The organism is Bradyrhizobium sp. SRL28, assembly GCF_018596315.1.
Lineage (GTDB): Bacteria > Pseudomonadota > Alphaproteobacteria > Rhizobiales > Xanthobacteraceae > Bradyrhizobium.
This window is the reverse complement of record NZ_JAHEAG010000071.1, coordinates 1-21080: the sequence shown is the minus strand read 5'-3', so window position 1 is coordinate 21080 and position 21080 is coordinate 1. Positions and strand designations below refer to the sequence as shown.

The following is a 21080-nucleotide window of genomic DNA, read 5'->3' as shown; positions in this document are numbered from 1 at the left end:
GGATGAAGGGAACGTTCAGCGAGCTCGAACTATCGATCTTGCGCCAGCGCTCACAGGAAGCATTGCGCCTCAAGGCGGCGCGTGGCGATCTCCACACCTCCGTGGCCGTCGGCTACGTGCGCACCAGCGACGACAGGCTGGAGTTGGATCCGGACAGGCGGGTGCGCAAGTCGCTCCATCTAGCGTTCCGCAAGTTTGCGGAATTTGGCAGCGTGCGCCAAGTCGCGATTTGGTTGTGCGATAACGGCATCAAGATGCCGATTGTCGTGTATGGTCCACGTGGCCGAATGGTGGAGTGGCGGCTGCCACGCTACAATACGATTCACCGGCTGCTGACCAATCCGACCTATGCTGGCGCGTACGTATTTGGTCGCACCGGTTCGCAGGTGCGAATCGAAGCCGGCCGCAAGCTGGTCACCCGTAATGTGCGCCGATCGCAGAAGGACTGGGAGGTTCTGATTCGTGATCACCACGACGGCTACATCTCCTGGCAGGACTACGAGAGCAACCAACGGACCATCAACGGGAACGCGAACATGAAGGGCGGATGGTGCCGGGATCGTGCGCAATGGTGGCGGATTGCTCGTCGGCCTGTTGCGTTATGGACGTTGCGGTCGCAAGCTCAAGGTGCACCATAATGGGCTGCGAGGTGTTGCGCGTTACCTTTGCAACGGCGCCACCGTTAATCACGGACGGCGGACGAAGTGCATTGAGTTTGGCAATGTGCGAATCGATGCAGCTGTGTCGGCCGAGGTATTATCGGCGATTGCACCTCTCGGCCTTGACGCTGCCCTGCAAGCAATCGCGGACCGCGAGCGAGCCGGCGGGGAGCGGCTGCAGCACATAGAGCTGGAGCTGGGGCAGGCACGCTATGAAGCGGCTCGCGCGCACCGACAATATGATGCAGTTGATCCAGAAAAACCGCCTGGTCGCTGGAGATATCGAACGGCGGTGGAATGAACGGCTTGCGGAAGTGGCGCGCCTCGAGGATGATCTTCGCATCGCCCACGACAAACAGCCGCCCGCTCTAACCAACGCAGAACGCGCAGAGATTTTTGGACTAGGGACAGACGTGGAGCGCCCGTGGAGCCATCCGGCAGCCTCGGTTGCGACACGAAAGCGGATATTGAGAGCGGTTCTTGAAGAGATCATCGTCACCGTCGAGCCAGGAGTATTGCACCTCAAATTGCACTGGAAGGGCGGCGACCATACTGTGCTCGACGTTGTGAAGAACCGGCCCGGACAGCATTGGTGGAAGACCAATGCTTCAACTGAGCAGCTGATCCGTGATCTGGCTCGTTTGCTGCCGGACGGGAGCATTGCCTCCGTTCTCAATCGGCTTGGCACACGCACGGCCAAAGGCAACACGTGGACCCAGCAGCGCGTTTGTGTCTTCCGCAACGACCACAACATTCCTGTCTACCGAGAGGGCGAACGCGCCGAACGTGGGGAGCTGATCCTGCATGAGGCAGCAAGCCGTTTGGGCCTCAGCAAGATGACTGTGGTATACGATTAATCAAGGATGGTGTCTTGCCGGCAAAACAGAGTTGCGTGGGCGCACCGTATGTGATCCAGGAGATTGACCTGAATCGGCAGGAAGTCGGTCATGCGGTGACGAATGGTCGCGCAGTATCACAAGATCCGCGGCAACGAAGCTTCGATTATCAATGACATAGCGAGATGTGCACCATGTCACCAACCCGGATGCCCCGGTGATGAGCAGGTTCTCGTTGCGGTCGATCCAGTCGCCGCCGACGAGTCTGGCGAAGACGGCGCGATCGATGCCGCGTGGCGTACGCAAATCGACGTCTTCCACGCATGCGCTTTGGCGCAACGCGGCGAACTTGAGGCGGGTCGTGAGACGTTTGGTGTCGCGCTCGGCGGCTTCGCGATCGACCAGCAATCCGACGCGCTCCTCGAACGACAAGGCATCGAGATCTGACGATCGTCGCTGCTCCTCCAGGGCTTTGGCCATTCCGGTCAAGCCGAGTGCGATCAGCCGTTCATGGGTGGGATGCGTCAGCATTGAGATCTCCATGGTTCAGTGGAAATAGCCCTGACCGCGGATGTTGCGGTGGCGCAGGGGTTGATCGTTGGATGTCTCGTCAAGGAACGCGCGATCAAGGCCGTTCTTGAGGATCGAGCGGATCGAGGCGACGAAGCGAGCCTTGATGAGGATGCCGCGTCGGCAGGCCGCATCGACGCGCGCATTGTCGTAGCTCCTGGTCAGCGACAGGATGCCGAGGCAGGTGCGAAAGCCTTGCTCGGGATGAGGCCTTGCCGCGATGACGGCCTGGAAAAACGCCGCGGCAGAGGGGCCGATCTTCTCGCCGGCCGCGATCAGCCCTCCCGGCGTCCACTTACCGTAGCGGCGATGGGCGCTCGGCATATGATCGGCGATCGTGGTATGGCCGCGGCGGTTGGGCGCACGGGCGTGGCTCGCGATCCTCTGACCCCTGTGGAAGATCTCGACGGTCTTGTCGGCGATGCGGACTCGACGAGTTCACGGATCAGACGGTAAGGGGTAGAATACCAATGGCCGTCGATCTCAACGTGGTAGTCGGGGGCGACGCGACAACGCTTCCAGCGCGCGAAGACATAGCATTACAGTTGCCGTTTTGCTTTGAAGTGAGCACGCTGAGCGGTGGCCTGGTGCGCTCTGCGCCAGAGTGACCATGCGATAACGTGTGCGGGTTGGATGCGCTTTCGGGCGAGCCTGATGGCGATACGGCGAACTTCCTGGATTGACCAACGGATCAATGACGGGATGGCGATGCTTTGGTTTTTGCCGTAGTTCGGCGTTTCGTTTTTTTGGGGCGGTGGATTGGCGCGATGGCGGATCACCGCCATCATGGCGAAGGCGAGCATCACCAGGGAAACGTGGCGGTGCCAGCCATGCCAGGATCTGCTCTCGTTGTGATCGAGGCCGAACTCGTTCTTCGCCGTCTCAAAGCTGTCCTCGATCGCCCACCGATGGCCTTCGACCGCCACCAGCGTTTCGATAGACGTTCCCGTTGGGCACCAGGTGGTGAAGAAGGCGAGATCGCCATCGGCGATACGACGACGGATCACTAGACCGCGTGTCCACAGACCCGAATTTGCATCGTTTAATGCCTCGACTTCGAGATCAGCCGATTCGAGATAGCACCAATCATGCAGCCGCGGTCCTTTGGTTCCGACCCCCTGCCGAGAGGCGTTTCCAGTCGGGCGCGCGCCGCGTCTGGGCGATGTCGGCGGCCGTGCCGGCAACCGAATCGCCGCTTGACCCAGGATTGAAATACATGCGCGCTGCTGACACCGAGGACATAACCTTTGCCTGCGCGACGCAGTTGCTGTTCGATGTCACCGACACCGTAGACCGTATCGCCTGCAACAATGGGACAGGCGCGGCCATGGCGCGTGCGATCATTCTCGTCGCAAGCTTTGGTTTGGTCGCAAAGCCGGTATCGGGGGGCACGTATGCGGCTTTCAGGCGATCTGGATCGTCGGTCCATTCCTTCGGAAGATACAGCGCGCGATCGATGAACGCATGACCGTGGCGCGAAACGTAGGCAGCGAAGACGCCGATCTGGCAGTTCGTGATCTTGCCCGCCGAACCAGTGTATTGACGCGCTACGCCGCACGACGCCTTGCCCTGTTTGAGAAAGCCGGTCTCATCGATCACGAGGACCACGTCGTCATCCGCCAGATGCTCGACGACATAGTCGCGGACGATATCGCGCAGGCCATCCGCATCCCAATCCCTGCGCCCCAGGATCGCCTGTTGCCGCCAAGGGCGGGGATCGCCAGCTGCCTCCGCGCGCATCCAGCCGGTTTTGCGTTGCTCATCTCCGAGCAGACTCTCGAGAAACAAGCCTGCATTCCTCGCAACACGATCTTGATTGAATAACGGACGTATCCGTTTCTTGATCTCCCGAAGCGACGCCGCCCACAGCGCAAGCGTCTCTTCAATTGACGCTGCCTGCGTCCACGATCTGCGAATCATGGTTGCCCATGGATTCAGAAACCGAGAGAAAAGGCAACTGTAGTGATAGGGCTGGTCCGGCAGCTCTCCCAGCTTGAGACGATCGATCTCGGCGAACAGTTCGGCGCGGCTGGAGCCGAAACGGCGCATCTGGCGGGCGTTGAGTTCGCCGACCAGGACGTGGATGGCAGCGTTCAGTTCCGCCAGGGAAAGAAGCGCTGATTGCGCAGGCGGGCCAGGATCCAGCGCTGCGCGATCTGGACGGCGACCCCAACCTTGGCCTTGAGATTATCGCAGACCACGAACTTCGGCACGCCACCGAGGTACCTGAACAGATTGGCATGCACGCCGATCCAATCGGACAGGCTCTCGCTTGGGCAAGCCTCGGCGTAGGTGTAGTTCGAGGCCCCCATCGCCGCGACGAACAGCTTCATGGCGCGCACTTCGCCGGTGATGGGATCGAAGATGTCGATGGTGTCGCCGGCGAAATCGACGAACACCTTCTCCCCGCCCGATGTGGGTCTGACGCATGCTCGGGCGCGCACGCTGCTTCCAGGCCTCGAAGGTCGTGCAAAACCAGGTATAGCCGAAGCCGTCGGGATTGGCGGCGCGATACTCTTCCCACAACAGCAGCCGTGTCACACTGCGACGGCGCAGTTCCTTCTCCACATAAACCCAATCGGGGGCCGGTCGCCGGTCGCTTTGCGAGGCTGCCGTCGGCGCCGGGAACAGCAGCAGCAGGCCCTCGTCGTCCATGCCCTCCGGCAAGCGGCCAGCTCAGCCCGGCAAGGCGGGCACGCCGCACGTAACCATGGACGACGCCATTGCTCACCCCCAACGTCCGCGCGATGACGCGCTCGGTCAGGCCCTGGTGCCTTAAACGTAGAACTTCTCTGATCCGGCGCATCGACAATCTCGGGGTAGGCATCAGGCTTCCTCATTGGTTGAATGAGAAATCCCTAGCCCGGTTGAGTTGTCGGCCGAAGCGTCCGGCACCGCCCAAAGGTGCTCACGATCGCCTGAAATCGCTGCTCACGATCCTCTGAAATCGTTGCTCATGATGCGGTGAAATCCGTGCTCACGATCGTCTGAAATCCGTGCTCACGATCCCGCGAAACGCGCAGACACGTGGTGGTGAGCTATCAGAAAACGTCGCGCCGCCCCTTGCTTATCTCGGGTGAAGTGATGCAACTCTCACCCATGCGAACGGGCTTATCAATTTTCGTCGGTGCACGAACGACGTCACCGGATATAAGACGGCAAACGTCGGACGAGAGTATGAATCGAGCGTCAGAGTTTTTCCGCTTATCTTCACGCAACGAGCGAGGACTTGAATCGTACGCAGCGTCAGATTGTAGGGTTTCTGACACAGGGTTCCTGACAGATAGCAAGAAGCGCGAAATGTCTCAAACCCCCATGACAGGCATCGATTTCCGTCCAGATGACAACGAATGGTGAGTTTCGGCGCCAGCGAAGGCCCTCTGGTTCCCGTAAGATGCTTTGCTGCTTTGATGCGTCGCGGTGTTTTTTATCCAACTTCCCATGGTGGCTGCCTCAGCAAGCCTGCGATTTTTTTAAATAATTATGCACGAGCTCTCGAAGGGACTTGAATCGCACGTAGCGTCAGATTGTACGGTTTCCGACATCAGTCGCGACAATGCGTCGCGCGCAACACTTTCTGACAGGTAGCAAGAATTGCGAATGTCTCCAACCCGTAGGGCCGCGCCGCCCGACCCCGTCACGCCTCTCGATCAGTCCACCCGAAGGCCTGTTGGCAACGTAGCCTACGCGCCGGACGGGGTACCCGCGCCGGCCAAGTTGAGGCTGCAACAGGACGAGGAGCTCAAGAGCAGTACTCGCTGTCTTCGCGTTCCCGTTGTCGGAGGGGAAACGAAGTTGAGTCCAAGTTCGGTATCCGCCGCCGTTCGTCCCGAGAAGTGGAATGCAGGCGGCGGAACCACCCGAACCACATGCCTGATAACACCGCTGCGGGGACGAACTCGCCATTCTTCGGTGTGCCAGATGGGCCGCAGCCTAGCGGGCGCGTTGGATATGTCTGAATGCCGGGTTTCTCGCGCTCCCGATGCACGTCACCGCCCACCGAGACAATCTTTTCAGAGCCACCGGCGCATTGGTTGTCCCACGTTAGCGGCATCTAGAGCATCGGCCCGCTGCGGGGGTGCGATCTGTCTTCACGCGTTCAAGGTTGCATTTGCTATGACCAAACGACCTCACAGGTCGATGGCATAGCAAGACTCACCGCAGAGTCAGGGCAACATGGGGAGCTTCCAAATGTCTCGTATCAGTTCGGATGCCAATCCAGCCATTCTCTCTTGTGCTTTGGTTTCGATTGCGCGTGCTGGCAATGCGCTCGCCGAGCCGATGACCGGAAGCACTGCCGAGGTTGGCGCGAAGATGCACGAGGGTCCTGCCACAGCGCTCAATGCTCTGACTGATTCTGGCCTGGTTCCCGACATCAAGACCTCGTTGAGTGTCAAGGACGCATGCGATCCACAGCAGACGGCCGAAATTGCTAATCGCCAGGCAATGGGCGGAGCGATGTTGGCCGTTGGCAACATTGCTCTTCTTAGTCGGTACCGTCTCCCGACGTTTACGTTGAAGCTGGAGAACTCAATTTCGCCCGACTTCATGGTCGACGGTGATCTGCTTGGTAGTTTTGGCATGAAGAGGCAATGAAATGCGAACGCTACTGGTTGATTATGATGCGGACCTTGCGCGCGCTGTGCAAGGAGCGCTCTCGGATTGCGGTTTCGCCGTTGATGTGGCGGGCACGCTGGATGAGGCGGCGACCGCTCTCGACTACGCCAAGTACGACATTCTCCTGCTCGAGTTGGCCCTACCGGATGGAAACGGCCTGGACTGGCTGAAGCGGTTGAGACGCGACGGACATTTGATGCCTGCCATGGTGATGAGCAGCCGCAATGATCTCGGCAGGCGGATCGCCATTTTCAATGGTGGTGCAGACGATTTTCTGCCCAAGCCCGTGTCTACTGATGAACTCATCGCTCGGATGCGAGCCATTCTGAGGCGATCAACGCAAATGACAGCCCCCGTCGTTGTGTTTGGTAATCTAAAATTCGATCCGATCGCCCGGCAAGTTTCAGTTGGTGGTCGGCCGCTAAAGATTGCACGCCGCGAAGTGTGCATTCTTGAGCATCTGCTCAGCCGCGCAGGCCGCGCCGTGCCACGCGCGTCGCTGGAGGATAGCCTCTATGCGTTTGACAACGAGGTCTCTGCTAATGCACTTGAAGTCGCAATCTATCGCTTGCGCGGTCATTTGAATCAGTCTGGTGCGACGCTCCGGATCACGACCGCACGCGGCGTCGGCTATATCCTTGAATTGAACAGCGCGGCATCGGCCGCGTAGTCGATCGAACTTGAAAGCAAAGACTACCTTGAAGATCGCTCTTGATAATGAGGGTGGCAGCGATCGACGCTCGATCGTCGCTAGCGCCCTGTGGTCTGCCGTTTGTCCTTCTCTTTCCCACCTCCTGTGCGCGGTCGCTTTGCTATCGCCACTAACTGCCGCAGCTCAGACGACGCGGGACGCTAGAGGGGGGCCGCCGCGCGCGGCTCCTAGCAGCATCAATGGGACGCTGGTCCTTTCCTCCTCGCTCGGCAAGACAATTCATCTGCCCGGGCCGGCGGCGAGCATCTTTGTTGCCGACCCGACGATCGCGGATTATCAAGCGCCATCGAACACGACCATCTTCGTCTTTGGCAAGAAGTCCGGACGGACCAGCCTGTTCGCTTTGAACGACAATGGGGAAGCTCTCGCCGAGTTTCGTGTTATCGTCAAGGACCCGATCGAGGATCTGCGTGCCATGCTGAAGGCCCAGGTCGGCGACTATCCGATCCAAGTCAGCTATACCCCCCGCGGCGCGATCCTTAACGGTACGGCTCCCAATGCCGATGTCGTCGCCACTGCCGTGAGGGTCACAGAGCAGTTTCTCGGTCCGGGTGCGCTGGTCTTCAATAAAATTCAGGTCGCCGGGTCGTTACAGGTCAATCTGAGCGTTCGCGTAGCGGAGGTCTCACGCAGCGCCATGAAGGAGCTCGGCATCAATCTCTCTGCTTTGAATGGCACTTTTTCCTTTAGCAGCGGCAAAGGTACTGGTTCCGGCACGGCTAGCGGCGGCGGCAAGGCAGGTATCGGCTTCAGCGCCGGTAGTATCAACGTCGGCGCTGTCCTCGACGCGCTCGCCAGCGAGCACCTCGCTTCCGTACTGGCTGAACCGAATCTCACCGCAATGTCCGGTGAGTCCGCGAGCTTCCTGGCGGGCGGCGAATTTCCAATTCCGGTCATGCAGGACAACCGACAGGTTTCGATCCAATTTCGTCGCTTTGGAGTGAGCCTCGACTTCGTCCCGACTGTTCTTAACAACAATCAAATCAATGTCCGCGTGAAACCTGAGGTCAGCGAGATTTCGAAAGAAGGTGAGGTCAAAGTGAACGGTATGGCCGTGCCTGCCCTCTCTACGAGGCGTGCGGAGACCGTTATCGAGCTTGGGAGCGGACAAAGCTTCGCAATAGGCGGGCTAATCAGGCGTAACTTCAGCACGGATATCAGTACTTTTCCTTGGTTAGGCGACCTGCCCATTCTCGGTGCACTGTTTCGCTCTTCGTCCTTTCAAAAGCAGGAGACGGAGCTCGTTATTATTGTCACGCCTTACATCGTGCGGCCAGCATCGAACCCGAACCGGATGAGCGGCCCCGCCGACCGCATCGGACCGCCCTCAGATATGGGGCGCGCCTTGACGAACACGTTGGCAAGCCCGCCGCGAGGCCGCCACGCTCCGCGTACCAGTGTACCAGGCGCGACAGGCGGCGCCGGCTTTATTATCGAATGAGGATCGTCGAATGACTTTACGAGCCCTGCCCCATCTGTTCGTTCTGATGGCGAGCCTAGGCGGCTGCACAAACACTGCTCTGATCAACACTGGGCCGGCTGAACAAGCAATCATGGTGCAGCAGCAGAACAGTGTCTTGGTGCTGCAGAGCCTTCGTGGTCTCGAGCGGTATCGACTGAGGGATTTCATTGCCGGCGCCAGTCGCGGTCGGTTTGATGCGCTCCATCTCGATATCACCGGCTCGCCCCGGCTCGCCGCGCAGGTAGCCAGCGAGGCCCGCGCAATGGGCGTCGCGCCTTACAACGTCCGCCTGTTCAGCCCTCGCATCGACCGGCCTGTCGGCTTCGCGGTGCGAATCGAGGCCATTGTCTATGAAGCACGTCCTCCCGTATGTCCGTCCCTTTCGATCATTGGTCCTTCGGTTAACGATAATTCGTTCGACCAGACGCTAGGCTGCTCAATCCGCAACAATCTGGGCGTCATGGTCAACGATCCGAGCGACCTGCTGGACAATAGAGCTGTCATGGCAACAAAAGGTGATCGTGCCGCCATTCCTGTTGCCACATATGGGTCCATGGGGCGACGCAACAAGAGCGACTTGGAAGATGGAATTGGCAACAGGTCCTCGCCAGAAGCCGGGTCAACGGCGACGAGGGATATACAGTCGCCTCGATAGTGCGCCGGATGGCGCAATCATTGCTGCCATAAGCAATGTCTAGACCAGCCCGGCGGAATAGAGTGCTCTCGCAACCCCTTCAAAGTACTTCCCAGGAACGACGTTGCCCAGCCTGGCATTCCGGATGAGCTGCCGCGCCAGGGCTGGATCCTGGACAATGCTGAGGCGCAGCGACTGCGCCTCAACAAGCAGTCGTGAGGCAAGTTCGCCCTCACCACGGCAAACCACGATCGGCACGCCGGTCTCGCCACGAATGTAGCGAAGCCCAATCAAGATCGCTTGTCCTGTCACTATCAATGTGGCGCGATGGACGCCAAGCGGAGGCTCGTTCGCCGTCTCCTGACGAAGGCGACGGTGTTCTCGTTTGACCTGCGGGCTGCCCTGCTGTTCTTTGGACTCGCGTTTGGCCTCGGTCTCCGTCATGCGCATGTCCTGTAAAAACAACCAGCGCTGGATAAGAAGATCGGCCAATCCGGCGATCAGAAAAGCACCGGCAGCAATTTCGGTCAGCAATTTGATCTCAGTGAACACGAAGTTGAGACACCCCCTACCGCAGGTTGGCAAGTATACCAGCGCCTTCCAACTTGCGATAACCGTGAGTAGCAAGCTTGCGCCGAGAACGCACACCTTAAGAAGCGACTTCGAGAGTTCAATGAGCGACCGCTTAGACGCAATCCGCTTGAGCCCCTTCATGGGATCCAATTTCTCGAATTTCGGCTTTAAGGACTCGAAAGAGACGTTTAACCCACCATTGGCAAGGACCCCCGCTAGAATACCAGCGGCAACACCGGCCCCGAGGAATGGACCAACGGCCGCAAGAAACAGTTCGATCAAGCCGCCCAGCGCCTGCTGGACAGCGCTTGTGAACGGCTGCCCCTGCAGTTTGTCGATTAGCCGTACCGTTTCATACCACTTGGTCTCAATGAGGCCCGCTCTTAACCAGAGGCAGCCAAAACCGGCGCAAACACTGACTGCGCTGACCAAATCGGTGCTGCGCGGACTCTGCCCTTTCTTGCGCGCATCTTTTAGCTTCTTGGGAGTGGGGGGGAGCTTCTTCTCTTCGCTCGAGCCACTCATTTAAGGAGGTTCTTGAACAACTCGAGCACGGTGTTGGACTGACTGATCTCCGATCCCATATATTCGACGAGGAAGGTGGCGTAACTTACCATGATTATCCCATACGCCAGATTCTTCATGGTGGGAGAGACATCGTTCAGTTTGAGTTGCGGCGCAAACCGCCCGAGTATCATGACCGATACATCGAGTAGCAACAGGAATGCCAACACGGGGCCAGAGACCAGTAGCGCCGTATACATGATGTGACCGAGAAGCCCCAGAAATGCCATCGCGCCTTGCACGGTCAAACTAGGCATCAGCCGATACACGGGCCAGATCAAATAGCTGCCATAAAGGCCCCTAATCATATTCTCCAATCCCCCGGCTAGAACGAAAATCGAAATCGCAGTGGTACCGAGTAAAACCGCCGTCGCCGAAGCCTGGCCACGCGTGGCTGGATCATCGGAAGCAACAGGGTTCGTAATCCCCCTTTGGGTATCGATGATCTCACCCACTGCCTGGATGCTCCATAACGGAATACTGAGCAAAAAGCCGATGAGCAGGCCGACGAACACCTCCTTCAAACCGAGTAGCGTGACACTGATCAGTCGTGAGCCCTCATCCAGCGACTGCAAGCCGAGCCTGATCTGCAACAGGCATGGCAGTCCCATCGCAAAGGTCACGCAGCCGCGGATCAGCCCCCTAATGCGCGGCAGCGTAAACACGGGAAGGACCAACATAATGCCAAGGGCGCGGGCTGCCGCGAGCCCGGCTGCGAGCACGAGTTCGATCGCCTCCTGGATCAGAGTTTGCGTCTCGGTGAATGAGGGGACGTTCATCTAACGTCGGCTAATACTTGCTGTGAGTGCGGGAAAGTCGGTAAATACCTGCTCTGCTTCCTTGATCAGCGCGGCGCTGAGCACTGGAGAGAACAAAGCGATCACCGCGACAACGACCAGAAGCTTCACAGTCAGTGGCAAAGTTTGATCCTGAAGCTGCGTTGCCGCCTGCATGATGCCGACAACTAAGCCGACAACGACCGCCGCGATAAGCGGTGGCAGAACCCAGATCATAAAGAGCACAAGTGACCGGCTCATATGAGTGAGAATGCTTGCCTCATCCATGCTCAGCCTCCCGGCGTTGTGTAGCTGAGCACCAGCCCGTGCATGAGCCGCGACCAGCCGTCGATTGAGACGAATAGAAACAGCTTAAAAGGCACGGATATCACCGTTGGCGAAACCATCGACATACCCATGGCCATCAAGATGGTCGTTACAATCAGATCGATGGTGATAAAGGGCAGATAGAGAAGAAAACCAATTTCGAAGCCACGCTTGAGTTCTGAAATTAGGAAAGATGGCACCAGAATGACCAGGTCATCGGCGCTCACGTTGCCGCGCATATCCTCGGGCCAGACCTGTTCGGTTGAAGCCAAGAAGAAGCGGCGCTGCTCGTCAGCGGTGAACTTCTTCAGATGCCCGCGCAGCGGCTCCTGCGCCTCCTTTGCGGCGCTCAGCCAATCATCGACCGTTTGGTAGCGGAGTTGTGGCGCAGAAAGGCGATTATAGGTCTGTTCAATCACTGGCGCGCTAATGAAAACTGTCAGGATCAGCGCCGCGCCATATAAAACTAGGTTCGGTGGGATAGATTGAGTTCCGAGCGCGTTGCGAACGAGGAAAAGCACGACGGACACCTTTATGAACGCTGTGCTTGTTACGACTAGGAACGCCAGCAGGCCAAGGCCGGCTGTGAGCGCAAGGAGTCCAAGAATTCCCGGTTGAATGTCAGTCATTGACGGCCAACCTGCCCCGCAACCTGACGCCAAGCTCCCCGCCGATGCTTACGATGTCCCCGCGGCCTATGCGGCGGCCGTTAGCAAGGATATCAACCGGTCCGTCGAGCGGCCGGCCAAGTTCGAACACATGTCCCTCGCTGATATCCCTCAAGGCTCCGAGTGCGACAGTCCAGCGGCCGCATTCGAAAACAAGAGTAATCTCGATGTTGTCGAGATCACTTTCAGAGGGCGGCCGGGGTTTTTCGGATTGAGTCATCATATGTGCACACTCCAGGGGATGTGGTTGGAGGCGGAATGCCCCTCGCACGATCAAGCGATCCCCTGCAACCTGTGCCGGAGCCCATAAGGTTCCCGCGTTGAGGATGGCTTGGCCACGGGCCAAGGGTATTACGTCCGGCAATAGAGCGTCTCCTGCATTTGCTTTCCCTAGCAGCGCAACCGTCGCACGGAGCGAACCGATCTCTCCGTTAACGATGAGAGGCAATTCTGGGGGAAGCTGGCGTGCCTCTCGCGGCAGCTGCCTGAGCAGTCCGCCTAACGCCCGAAACGCGGGTGGAACTGAACCATCGAGAGGTGAGAACAGGAGCAGGCGCGCTTTTCCCTTGAATGGGCGGTAGGTGATTTCGAGCTCCAGATAAGGACCCCGAGCCGTTGCTTCGCTCAAACAGATCAGCTGCAACTTCTGTTGTGTCAGACCCTCTAGTTGATCGAGCAACGGATCGAGTGCAAATTCGACGAGGAGCGAACGAGTGGGCTCGGCAGGTAGGCCAAGCTCACTTTGCACCGTCGCGATCAGCCCTTCTACAACCGGACGGGCCAACGATAAGATGATTGTTTCATGTCCGATGGCCCAAACGCAGTCGAGCATCGATACGGCACACGGCTCCGGCTCCCAGACAAGCCGTTCCATCCGTACGGATAGCGGCTTATCGCGGAGACGGCTTTGCAGAGGCTTGCGGGCAGCAGCGATCTCGTTGAGCCAAGAGACGACCGCAGGGGACAGGGTTAGCGCCGGTTTAAATCCCGATTGTTCACCCGTAGCCATGGTAACAGGCGCGTCTACAAGACAAGGCGCTTTCCCTAGCATAGAAGAAGCCATCAGATTCAGTAGCTAGCCGTGTGAGTACGCGAACCACTGCGATACCGAAGCAAAACCTCATCATCGGCCTCCATCTCGGCTTCCGCCTCTGAATGGGCATCACTCGCGCGCTGAACGTCGCCTTCAATTTTCTGCCATTTGTGACTCGCCGCCGAGCACTTGGTCAAAGTGGTCCGCGCCTCGAAGACCGCCGTCTCGGCCCGCTCTTGAGCGACGCGCGCTTCCTCAAGCGTTCGGCGTGCTCCTGCGATCTCAGTTTTGAGCCGTCCAATGACGATGTGACAGCGACGATCGAGCTCTTCGACAGATAGCGAATCAAAAGATGCCAGTTCTCGGTAAAGCTCCGCTTCTAGCGCCGCTTGGTTTTTCTCGGCCGTTGCAAGATCCCGGACAGCTTGTTCCACCGCTTGAAGCGCGGTGCGGCGCTTGGCCTCCATGTTGTACACCTCACGAAGGGCGCTCCGCTGTCTCATGTCCTTCACTAGCCGCAATTTCGAGGCATGGACGCGATTCACGCGGTCAGACGTGACATCCATGTGACCGTCTCCTCAAAGCTTGACGCCTCGTCTCCGCCCTGACGCAGGAATTTCCGCAACTCCTCGATCGAATTGATTGCCCGGTCTGTCAGAGGATCACTGCCTTGTTTATATTCGCCAACCTTCACCAAGAACTCGGCCTCGCCGTAGCGGGAGAGCAGATCACGGAAGAAGGAAGCCGCCTTTCGATGCGACACAGAGACGACCGCATTCATCACGCGGCTGCGGCTTGACAATACGTCAATAGCTGGAAAATGCTCGCGCGCAGCCAAAAGGCGTGAGAGAACAACGTGGCCATCAAGAATGCCTCGTGATTCTTCGGCGATTGGATCACCCGAGCCGTCGCCTTCGACAAGCACAGTATAGAAGGCCGTGATCGAGCCGCGCTCGCCCATGCCGGCACGCTCCAACAGGCCAGGAAGCATCGCAAAAACCGATGGCGGAAAGCCGCGCCGCGTCGGCGGCTCTCCTGCCGCAAGGCCAATTTCGCGCATGGCGCGGCTAAAGCGCGTCAATGAGTCCATCATCAGGACGACGCGAAGTCCTTCATCACGAAAATATTCGGCGAGTGCCGTCGCCATGTGAGCGCATTGCGCTCGTTCCATTGCCGAGCGGTCGGAGGTCTCAACGACAACGACGCTGCGGCGAAGCGCTACCTCACCAAGGTGCTGCTCGATGAATTCCCGCACTTCACGACCGCGCTCACCGATCAACGCGACTATGGTGGCGTCGGCAGCCGCGCCTTTTACGATCTGCGACAGGAGCGTCGACTTACCGCACCCAGGGTCTCCGTAGATGCCGATCCGCTGCCCCTCGCCACATGTTAGAAGCCCATCCAAGACACGGACGCCGAGTGGGAATGTTCGCTCGATACCGCGCCTTGTCATGGGGTTGGGAGCCTTGCCGCGCAGCGGACGAGTTTGAGCGGCGTTGATTGGACCCTTTCCGTCGATCGGACGGCCGAAGCTGTCGATCACCCGGCCAAGCAAATCGGGGCCGACCGGAACTTCATGCATTCGTCCGGTCGCGACCACTTCTGCTCGGCTGGATAAGCCCGCCATGTCACCAATGGGAGTGAGCAATACCCCATCTTGCGATAGGCCGATCACCTCGGCCTCGAGCGACCATCCGGTGCGGGGATCCTGCAACAGGCAAAGCTCCCCTATACGCGCCTCTGGCAAGACGGCATGGAGCAAGGTGCCGACCGCCCGTGTGATCCGCCCTCGTACAGCACGCGTGTCGATATGCTTTGCTGTAGATTTCAGAGACGATAGCGCGGCGTGCAGATTCCTCTCTCCCGCCGCATCGGTGGCTGATGTGGTCATGGCCCGTCTTCCTTTGATGGCAAACCCAGGCCAAGGCGTAGAGCCCGCAGCTGCGCGGCAACTCCAATGTCTACATTGCCAAATTCGCTCCACAACACGCACTGCTCTGTCGTTAGAGCCGGATCCGGAGCAACCCGCACTTTCGGCCGGCCCTCCTGTCCATCGCACGTAGCGAACTCGCGCGCTAGCGCATCGGCTTTCAGAGGAGAGACATGAAGGCAAATTTCCGCGCTACCATATTTTTGCTCGATCGCGTTACGAACGGTCCTCACCAACATCTCGCCTGGATCAAACGCGCCCAGAAGATCGCTCACGATCTCCATGACGAGCTGCGGCAACTCCTGCTCCAGAATGGCTTTTCGCTGCGCAAGTGCGGAAGCAGCCTGTGCAATCAGCCGAGACATTTCCTCGGCGCCGCTCTTGAAGCCATCCGCACGGCCGCGCGCCCGCTCCCGCTTATAAGCTGTCCGTCCCCAGCCGCGAACGCGTTGCAGATGCCGCTCGGCAGCCGCGCGCGCTTCTACGGCATCGCACCAGATCCCGATCTCGGCCGCCGATATGAGAGGCCCGAGCGGCCGTATCTCGGGGGCCACCGGCAGCGCTGGGTCATCAGCTGTCATGCCGTGGCGTCTCCCTCGACAAATGGGCTATCACCAAGGAAAGCACTGGGCCCGCAGCATTGCGGTGTTCGGCCGCTGGATTCTCGGCAGCAGTGCCCATGGGCAAGCGTAACAGCACGCGCGTGCGATCAAGTGCCGAGGCTTCGTCGAGCCAAGCACCTAGGCAGGCATGGCCATCGTGTTCAATCTGTTGCGAAAGTTGCTCCGGATCAGCGGTAGCGGTGATTGCGACCGCGCTGGCCAAGTTCCGGATACCGAAAGCGTGCGCTTCTGCCCCGATACGCCCGAGCAGAATCGCGAGATGCTGCTTTGAGACGAGCTTTAGGAGCGAGCGAGCATGCCAGATACTGCCGGCAAGCAAAGCAGCCCTATTCGGATCATGGCCGAGCAGAAGATCAGTTCCCCAGTTACGGCCGTTGGAGTCCATTTCATTACCAAGCAGCATTTCAGCAAGTCTTACCTGCAGCCTTGAGCTCTTCTGTAGCCGGACCAAAGCCGAAGCCGACAGCCGCCCGTCAAGACGGGCAGCAAATCGGGTCAGATGGGTCGAGGCAGCAAGCTCGCGCAGCCCCTCAGAGGTCGATTCGGACCACGTATGAGAACCGGAGGATGGCAGCGGTATGGGCATCTGCGCACTCCTATGCCTTGTCGGAGGTGATCTTTTTACCGGGAGGCGGGATAGCGGGCGTGTTCGAACGGTTGCCAAGTCTGGATCGCGCGCGCGGCGGCTGAGCGCGCTGATGCATACGAGAGCCCAGGAATATGTAGCACAGAAGGCCTATCGCAGCGCCGCCCCCTCCGATACCGGCCGCAAGTAGCGGGTCTGAAATTGATTTGGTCGACTGAACGGACGCAGCTGGCGGGGCCGGCCGCTCAAGCGGAGCCCGCTCAACCGGCACAAAGACCACCGCCACCTTATCATAGGATAGACCCTCGATGCTGTTGGCGACCAGCATCTTGATCTGCGGTAGCAGGAGCGAGAGCTTTGCATTGGAGTTATGTCGAATGAACACCGACGCTGAGGACGGCATCGTGTCCTGGCGCAACAGATCATTTTTCGGCAAAACAACGTGGACACGCGCGGATATGACGCCGTCGATATCGCTAATCGTGCGCGACAATTCTTCGCTCAGGGCATAAACGTAGCGGGCGCGTTCCTCGATCGGCGAGGCAACCAGGCCCGATCCCTTGAACACCTCGCCGAGGTTCTTGAAAGGGTGGCGCGGCAACCCTTCTAGATTTAGCAGCTCAATCGAAAAGGCTAGCCGCTTCTCCTCGACCTGAATCGTGCTGGTCCCGTCCTTGGCAGTAACACGGACCGCATCGACGCCCTTGCTAAGCAGGAGAGCAAGCATCTCATTGGCCTCGCGCTCCTGCACTTTGCTGTAGAGATCGGCCTTACAACCTATCAAGGGGAGGAGAAGCGATAGCACGGCAAAAACACGCAACCACCGACGGGATAGGCGGGCATGGCCGTTTTGTCCATAGATGAAACTAGACGTCAACGAACTCAGCCCGCCGATAGCAATTTGTTCAAAGATGAGCTGACGGCGCTGGTGCTCTTGGACACAAGCGAAACCTCCACGACACCCTTGTAAACGTCCCGCAGACCCGCAACCATCGCGTCGAAGTCGAGCACCCCTTCCGGCTTGCCCGCGGGGTTCGCCCCGACTAGCTGCGACCGCGAAAGCGGCTGAGCGGCCGGCCCAGGTTGAGCGGTCTTCGAAATCGCGGCCACACCGCCGCTCGTTGCAGAAGGAACGGGATTGCTCCGATACATCGAAGAGAGAGCCTGGAGCACGCGCTCGCCAGGCGCGCTTGCCTGCACTGTTGCACGCTGAACCTCTGACACCGCAGGAACGGACGCTGCTTTATCGGTAACTGAGGAGGCAGCGCCTGATGTCGAAGTGACATGCAGAAGAGTCTGCTGAAACTGGCTCTGCTGGCCGATGGCTGCCGGCTGGCAGAGCCCGGACAGGCCTTCGGCAGGGTTCAGAGAGATTGGCGTGGCGCCTAGCATGATCGAAGGTTTCATTGGTTTGGCGCCGGTGAGACACCGCCGTTGTTAAGAACTGATGGTCAATACCGTAAAGAGGCCAGCTGACCGCAAGCTGACGAACACGCGAGCCATAAGGCCATTTTAAAGATCACGCTTGGCTTCCAATTTGGGCGAAGTCTTAATACTTGTTCTCAGGCCGAAGGGACTTGGAATGCTAAGCCGACGCACGATCCTGAACATTTTGAACCGAGTTGCGGGCGCAGGAGTTTTCCTTTGCTCCGGGGTACTCACGGCGTTTGGGGCTCCGCTCTCGCTGCCTTCGGCACCTTATAGCTACACAGTTCTGGATCAGGACCTGTCTGCCGCACTGCTGGAATTCGGTAACAACCTCAATATCAGAGTGAACGTCAGCGCGGAGGTGAAGGGTCGGATTCGCGGGCGCATGCCAGATCTGCCACCGCGCGAGTTCCTCGACCGTTTGACCAATCTCTACAATCTTCAATGGTACTACGATGGGCTCGTGCTGTATGTATCTGCCGCAAATGAGGCGCAAAGTCGTCTGCTTGTCTTGAAGCCGATCAGCTTCGATGCATTCAAAGCGGCCCTCGATGCACTCAACATCTCCGACGAGCGCTATCTTGTGAGACCGGCACCAGGAGATGGCCTTGTCCTGGTTTCTGGCCCACCACGCTTCATCGCGCTCCTGGACCAAACGCTCAACGGCCTTGTAGCGGAGGCGCAGGCGCGGCCGCACGGTGCCGTCGAAAAGCAGTCGCGGGAATCGGTGCTGAAGTTATTTCGTGGCTCCTCAACAACGGTCGTTCGCGATGGACGACCGGAAGCCCCCTATTCTTCCGACGCGCCGCGACAGGACAGTATCGTGCGCGAGCCTGCGCCAAGCCAGAGATGAATTAGAATGCGCGGCAGCTTTCGGCGGAAGTAAATGCCGTCTCCATTGGCTCATTGTGAATCCTTCTGACGCTCGTCAGCTTCTCGAAAGCTCACCCTCCTAGCATGAGATCGCGGATGTCTCGACGGCGATGCCGTCTATCCACCGTCATCCAACGTCGGGGCACCCGATGCTCGGAATAACCGCAAATCTGGTTGGCGCCATCGTTGCCGGCAGATTGGAGGCTGCAGAAGGCGAGTCTTCTAAGCGGTTCTCCGTAGGTCGCGATGCAAGTGGCCTTCGTCAAAGAAGGGCTCGAGCCGCTCCATGTGTCAAAGGAGGAACAGGATGGATTTCAACTCAATCGACCCACTGAACACGGACCCACAGCCCGCCTCACCGCCACCGCCCGCGGATCCAACGGGCTTTGAGCACCAGCTGAGCGAGTTGCAAGATAGTCCTCCGCCATATGCTGCGTGGTCGCCAGTGCGGCAGGGGGAAGCCTATTCGCCATATTTGGAGGCCGAGCATCCCTATTCGTCACATTTGAGTTGGGACGATGATCTGCGTACGCCGGCTGCGGCCCCCCCTGGGCCATTACCGGCCGCCGGCGAAAGTTTGCTGCGGCCCTCGCAGCAGACGATTGCTCAATCGCTGGCGGAAGCCCCAGATTTCGATCAGGATCTGATTTGGCAGAATGTCGAACCCGGTCCAATGCAAGCCGAGCCATCCTCGGCCGCCGGCGAACGGGCCCAGCTCGCAGCAGCCGCCTGCTCAGTCGCTGGCGGAAGCCCCCGATAAGGACCCGGTTTGGGAGGAGCTCGAACCCAGGCTGTTACAGGCCGGGCCATCGCATGCCGCGCCATCACAAGCCGGGCCATCACAAGCCGGGCCATCGTCCTCCACGGGGGATGCGCCACTGGAACTCGGAAATTTCGTCATGGAAAACGGACGTCGCGCCAGCGAGTACTGGGTCTTCTGTCCCCAAACGGCCTCGAACGCCCAGCTCAACATGCTAAGAACTGTCGGACTCATGCCGAGCAAGGACTCACCGACAACTTTCTCTATCCTGGCTGTGCCCCACACAGCCGAATGGCGAGAAGAGGATTTTGTTCGTCTCAACCCGTCGCTTGACCCTAGCCTCTGGCCTGGATACTCGGGTGAGGATTCCCCCACCGGGTAGGCGTTTCCACAGCCCAGCTTACGGCAGAGCCATGCCCCTCCCCGCTAAAACAGAACTTTGGGATGCCGCCGGTGGCAGGAGCACTTGGCGGCGTCCCTTCTGTGCCGGCGTCGATTATCTTGGCTAGGCTATGTTGGCCTCGCGCCAAGATGATTGTACGCGGTCAATTAATCTTACTGTGTCACAAAAGAAGGCGCTTCGTCTGCCGGGTGCAACAAGGACAGCGTGAGATGTTCCGGGCGATGGCAACGATCAGTCTTCGCCGCATCGTCGCGATCGAGTTCGGGATGTGACGTTCGGGTCGCAGCGGCGGAGCCTCTGGGTCGGTAACCGTTGGGAACCGCAAGTTTCTTGAACGGCCTGGTGGAACGAGATTCCGAGGGGGGAATCGTCTCCCTCTCGGAGACCAGGAACCCGTAGGCCGCGATGCACAGCGTGGCGTGGTGGTGGAAGCCACGCCAACCTCGCCCTTCGAAATGCCCGAGCCCAACCTCTTGTTTGAGATCCTGATAGTCGCGCTCGATGCGCCAGCGCAGCTTGGTTAGCTCGACTAGCCTGCCGAAAGTGATCGTTTCCGGCAACGTTGAAAGCCAGTATTTGGTCGGCTCGTCCTCACCTTCTGGCCATTCGATCAAAAGCCATTCTTCCGTTCGGCTTTCGGTGAGCTGGTAATCTCGATGCGCGACGCAAACGCGCGCGCGAGCGAAGCGCGACGATAGCCGCTCGGCCGCGCGCTCTCGCCACTTGATCGTGCGCCAGACCCGCTTAGGAAGGCAAAGAGCAAGCTCCTTGACCGAAATCGGTTGATGCTTGTGGTCGCGGCGCAGCAGCTTTGGTGGTCGCCCTTTGCCCGACCATTTTTTGGCGGCAGCGGCGCCGTGTCGGACGTCCACACCGTGGTCCGCATGTCCGATCACACTCACAAGTTTCTCTACAAAAGCCGAAAATCGCGATTCACTGCCGTCTGATGTCCGGAGATCCATATCAGCCTCCGTTGCCGATGCCTGAATCTCAACCGGTAACTGATTCTCACAGGACCTCGCCCGCGATCTTTTGAATCAGACGCT

The 21080-nt window shown here is 58.9% G+C and carries 21 protein-coding genes and 3 pseudogenes; 7 read left to right on the top strand and 17 right to left on the bottom strand.

Translation table 11 applies throughout. The features are described from left to right. On the top strand, positions 1-638 hold a 638-nt coding region (locus KIP88_RS42830; RefSeq protein WP_214494071.1), incomplete at its 5' end, for a recombinase family protein. Positions 639-871: 233 nt separating this feature from the next. Beyond that, positions 872-1516 carry a hypothetical protein gene (locus KIP88_RS42825; RefSeq protein WP_214494070.1) on the top strand — a complete coding sequence of 215 codons (645 nt, stop codon included), beginning with the start codon at positions 872-874 and terminating at the stop codon, positions 1514-1516. Here KIP88_RS42825 and KIP88_RS48040 read toward each other — a convergent pair whose 3' ends face one another. The 5 genes and pseudogenes from KIP88_RS48040 to KIP88_RS42805 all read right to left on the bottom strand — a co-directional run. Further along, the gene (locus tag KIP88_RS48040; protein WP_283848582.1) at positions 1517-2026 is read right to left on the bottom strand and encodes an ATP-binding protein; all 510 of its coding nucleotides are present in this window, start codon (positions 2024-2026) and stop codon (positions 1517-1519) included. A gap of 15 nt (positions 2027-2041) precedes the next feature. Next, positions 2042-2601, bottom strand: a pseudogene (locus KIP88_RS42815) (IS21 family transposase); the annotation flags it as partial. Between the two features lie 3 nt (positions 2602-2604). Further along, entirely contained in the window at positions 2605-3072 is a 468-nt protein-coding gene (locus KIP88_RS47400; protein ID WP_308163785.1) for a transposase, read from the bottom strand. Between the two features lie 79 nt (positions 3073-3151). Continuing rightward, positions 3152-3853, bottom strand: coding sequence for an IS701 family transposase (locus KIP88_RS47395; protein WP_249791466.1), 702 nt, complete (start codon positions 3851-3853; stop codon positions 3152-3154). Positions 3854-4021: 168 nt separating this feature from the next. Next, a pseudogene (locus KIP88_RS42805) lies at positions 4022-4892 on the bottom strand (IS21 family transposase); the annotation flags it as partial. Between the two features lie 1364 nt (positions 4893-6256). Between KIP88_RS42805 and KIP88_RS42800 the strand changes: the two are divergent. Genes KIP88_RS42800 through KIP88_RS42785 form a run of 4 tightly spaced genes read left to right on the top strand, consistent with a single transcriptional unit; the run spans position 6257 to position 9511 of the window. After that, entirely contained in the window at positions 6257-6661 is a 405-nt protein-coding gene (locus KIP88_RS42800) for a hypothetical protein (protein WP_214494069.1), read from the top strand. 1 nt (position 6662) lies between these two features. After that, the gene (locus KIP88_RS42795; protein WP_214494068.1) at positions 6663-7352 is read left to right on the top strand and encodes a response regulator transcription factor; all 690 of its coding nucleotides are present in this window, start codon (positions 6663-6665) and stop codon (positions 7350-7352) included. Between the two features lie 28 nt (positions 7353-7380). Next, positions 7381-8835, top strand: coding sequence for a type II and III secretion system protein family protein (locus tag KIP88_RS42790; RefSeq protein WP_374226596.1), 1455 nt, complete (start codon positions 7381-7383; stop codon positions 8833-8835). Positions 8836-8845: 10 nt separating this feature from the next. Then, complete coding sequence (locus tag KIP88_RS42785) at positions 8846-9511, top strand: CpaD family pilus assembly lipoprotein (RefSeq protein WP_214494067.1); 666 nt, start codon at positions 8846-8848, stop codon at positions 9509-9511. A gap of 39 nt (positions 9512-9550) precedes the next feature. Here the strand turns inward: KIP88_RS42785 and KIP88_RS42780 are convergent, their stop codons facing one another. The 11 genes from KIP88_RS42780 to KIP88_RS42730 are packed head-to-tail and all read right to left on the bottom strand — an operon-like array spanning position 9551 to position 17977. Beyond that, positions 9551-10588, bottom strand: coding sequence for an EscU/YscU/HrcU family type III secretion system export apparatus switch protein (locus KIP88_RS42780; RefSeq protein ID WP_214494066.1), 1038 nt, complete (start codon positions 10586-10588; stop codon positions 9551-9553). Then, complete coding sequence (gene sctT, locus KIP88_RS42775) at positions 10585-11406, bottom strand: type III secretion system export apparatus subunit SctT (protein WP_108523097.1); 822 nt, start codon at positions 11404-11406, stop codon at positions 10585-10587. Before sctT ends, KIP88_RS42780 begins: the two co-directional genes overlap by 4 nt. Next, positions 11407-11691, bottom strand: coding sequence for an EscS/YscS/HrcS family type III secretion system export apparatus protein (locus tag KIP88_RS42770; RefSeq protein WP_108523098.1), 285 nt, complete (start codon positions 11689-11691; stop codon positions 11407-11409). It abuts the gene before it with no gap. A gap of 2 nt (positions 11692-11693) precedes the next feature. Then, entirely contained in the window at positions 11694-12359 is a 666-nt protein-coding gene (sctR, locus tag KIP88_RS42765; protein ID WP_108523099.1) for a type III secretion system export apparatus subunit SctR, read from the bottom strand. Beyond that, complete coding sequence (gene sctQ / locus KIP88_RS42760; protein WP_214494065.1) at positions 12352-13407, bottom strand: type III secretion system cytoplasmic ring protein SctQ; 1056 nt, start codon at positions 13405-13407, stop codon at positions 12352-12354. The genes sctR and sctQ overlap by 8 nt, the downstream gene beginning before the upstream one ends. A gap of 59 nt (positions 13408-13466) precedes the next feature. Next, positions 13467-13997, bottom strand: a complete 531-nt coding sequence (locus KIP88_RS42755; protein ID WP_214494064.1) for a YscO family type III secretion system apparatus protein — start codon at positions 13995-13997, stop codon at positions 13467-13469. Further along, positions 13973-15322, bottom strand: coding sequence for a type III secretion system ATPase SctN (sctN, locus tag KIP88_RS42750; RefSeq protein ID WP_214494063.1), 1350 nt, complete (start codon positions 15320-15322; stop codon positions 13973-13975). Before sctN ends, KIP88_RS42755 begins: the two co-directional genes overlap by 25 nt. Beyond that, a complete protein-coding gene (sctL, locus tag KIP88_RS42745; protein ID WP_214494062.1) occupies positions 15319-15942 on the bottom strand; it encodes a type III secretion system stator protein SctL in 624 nt (207 codons plus the stop codon). The genes sctN and sctL overlap by 4 nt, the downstream gene beginning before the upstream one ends. Beyond that, positions 15932-16570: a nodulation protein NolU gene (locus tag KIP88_RS42740; protein ID WP_214494061.1), complete on the bottom strand. Its 639-nt coding sequence runs from the start codon at positions 16568-16570 to the stop codon at positions 15932-15934. Before KIP88_RS42740 ends, sctL begins: the two co-directional genes overlap by 11 nt. A gap of 10 nt (positions 16571-16580) precedes the next feature. Further along, entirely contained in the window at positions 16581-17447 is an 867-nt protein-coding gene (gene sctJ / locus KIP88_RS42735; RefSeq protein ID WP_249791463.1) for a type III secretion system inner membrane ring lipoprotein SctJ, read from the bottom strand. Between the two features lie 5 nt (positions 17448-17452). Next, positions 17453-17977: a nodulation protein NolB gene (locus KIP88_RS42730; protein WP_249791462.1), complete on the bottom strand. Its 525-nt coding sequence runs from the start codon at positions 17975-17977 to the stop codon at positions 17453-17455. Between the two features lie 175 nt (positions 17978-18152). Here KIP88_RS42730 and KIP88_RS42725 point away from each other — a divergent pair, with 175 nt between their 5' ends. After that, entirely contained in the window at positions 18153-18851 is a 699-nt protein-coding gene (locus KIP88_RS42725) for a secretin N-terminal domain-containing protein (protein ID WP_214494060.1), read from the top strand. 1335 nt (positions 18852-20186) lie between these two features. Here the strand turns inward: KIP88_RS42725 and KIP88_RS42720 are convergent. Then, positions 20187-20911, bottom strand: a pseudogene (locus KIP88_RS42720) (IS701 family transposase); the annotation flags it as partial. Positions 20912-21080 lie beyond the last annotated feature (169 nt).

What these genes read in the sequence shown, in the direction of transcription:
- KIP88_RS42800 (WP_214494069.1), top strand. Translation starts at nt 6,257, where the DNA reads ATGTCTCGTATCAGTTCGGATGCCAATCCAGCCATTCTCTCTTGTGCT.
- sctT (WP_108523097.1), bottom strand. Translation starts at nt 11,406, where the DNA reads ATGAACGTCCCCTCATTCACCGAGACGCAAACTCTGATCCAGGAGGCG.
- KIP88_RS42740 (WP_214494061.1), bottom strand. Translation starts at nt 16,570, where the DNA reads ATGCCCATACCGCTGCCATCCTCCGGTTCTCATACGTGGTCCGAATCG.
- KIP88_RS42730 (WP_249791462.1), bottom strand. Translation starts at nt 17,977, where the DNA reads ATGAAACCTTCGATCATGCTAGGCGCCACGCCAATCTCTCTGAACCCT.
- sctQ (WP_214494065.1), bottom strand. Translation starts at nt 13,407, where the DNA reads ATGGCTACGGGTGAACAATCGGGATTTAAACCGGCGCTAACCCTGTCC.
- KIP88_RS42725 (WP_214494060.1), top strand. Translation starts at nt 18,153, where the DNA reads ATGCTAAGCCGACGCACGATCCTGAACATTTTGAACCGAGTTGCGGGC.
- sctR (WP_108523099.1), bottom strand. Translation starts at nt 12,359, where the DNA reads ATGACTGACATTCAACCGGGAATTCTTGGACTCCTTGCGCTCACAGCC.
- KIP88_RS42770 (WP_108523098.1), bottom strand. Translation starts at nt 11,691, where the DNA reads ATGGATGAGGCAAGCATTCTCACTCATATGAGCCGGTCACTTGTGCTC.
- KIP88_RS42780 (WP_214494066.1), bottom strand. Translation starts at nt 10,588, where the DNA reads ATGAGTGGCTCGAGCGAAGAGAAGAAGCTCCCCCCCACTCCCAAGAAG.
- KIP88_RS42825 (WP_214494070.1), top strand. Translation starts at nt 872, where the DNA reads ATGAAGCGGCTCGCGCGCACCGACAATATGATGCAGTTGATCCAGAAA.
- KIP88_RS42785 (WP_214494067.1), top strand. Translation starts at nt 8,846, where the DNA reads ATGACTTTACGAGCCCTGCCCCATCTGTTCGTTCTGATGGCGAGCCTA.
- KIP88_RS42755 (WP_214494064.1), bottom strand. Translation starts at nt 13,997, where the DNA reads ATGGATGTCACGTCTGACCGCGTGAATCGCGTCCATGCCTCGAAATTG.
- KIP88_RS48040 (WP_283848582.1), bottom strand. Translation starts at nt 2,026, where the DNA reads ATGCTGACGCATCCCACCCATGAACGGCTGATCGCACTCGGCTTGACC.
- sctN (WP_214494063.1), bottom strand. Translation starts at nt 15,322, where the DNA reads ATGACCACATCAGCCACCGATGCGGCGGGAGAGAGGAATCTGCACGCC.
- KIP88_RS42795 (WP_214494068.1), top strand. Translation starts at nt 6,663, where the DNA reads ATGCGAACGCTACTGGTTGATTATGATGCGGACCTTGCGCGCGCTGTG.
- sctL (WP_214494062.1), bottom strand. Translation starts at nt 15,942, where the DNA reads ATGACAGCTGATGACCCAGCGCTGCCGGTGGCCCCCGAGATACGGCCG.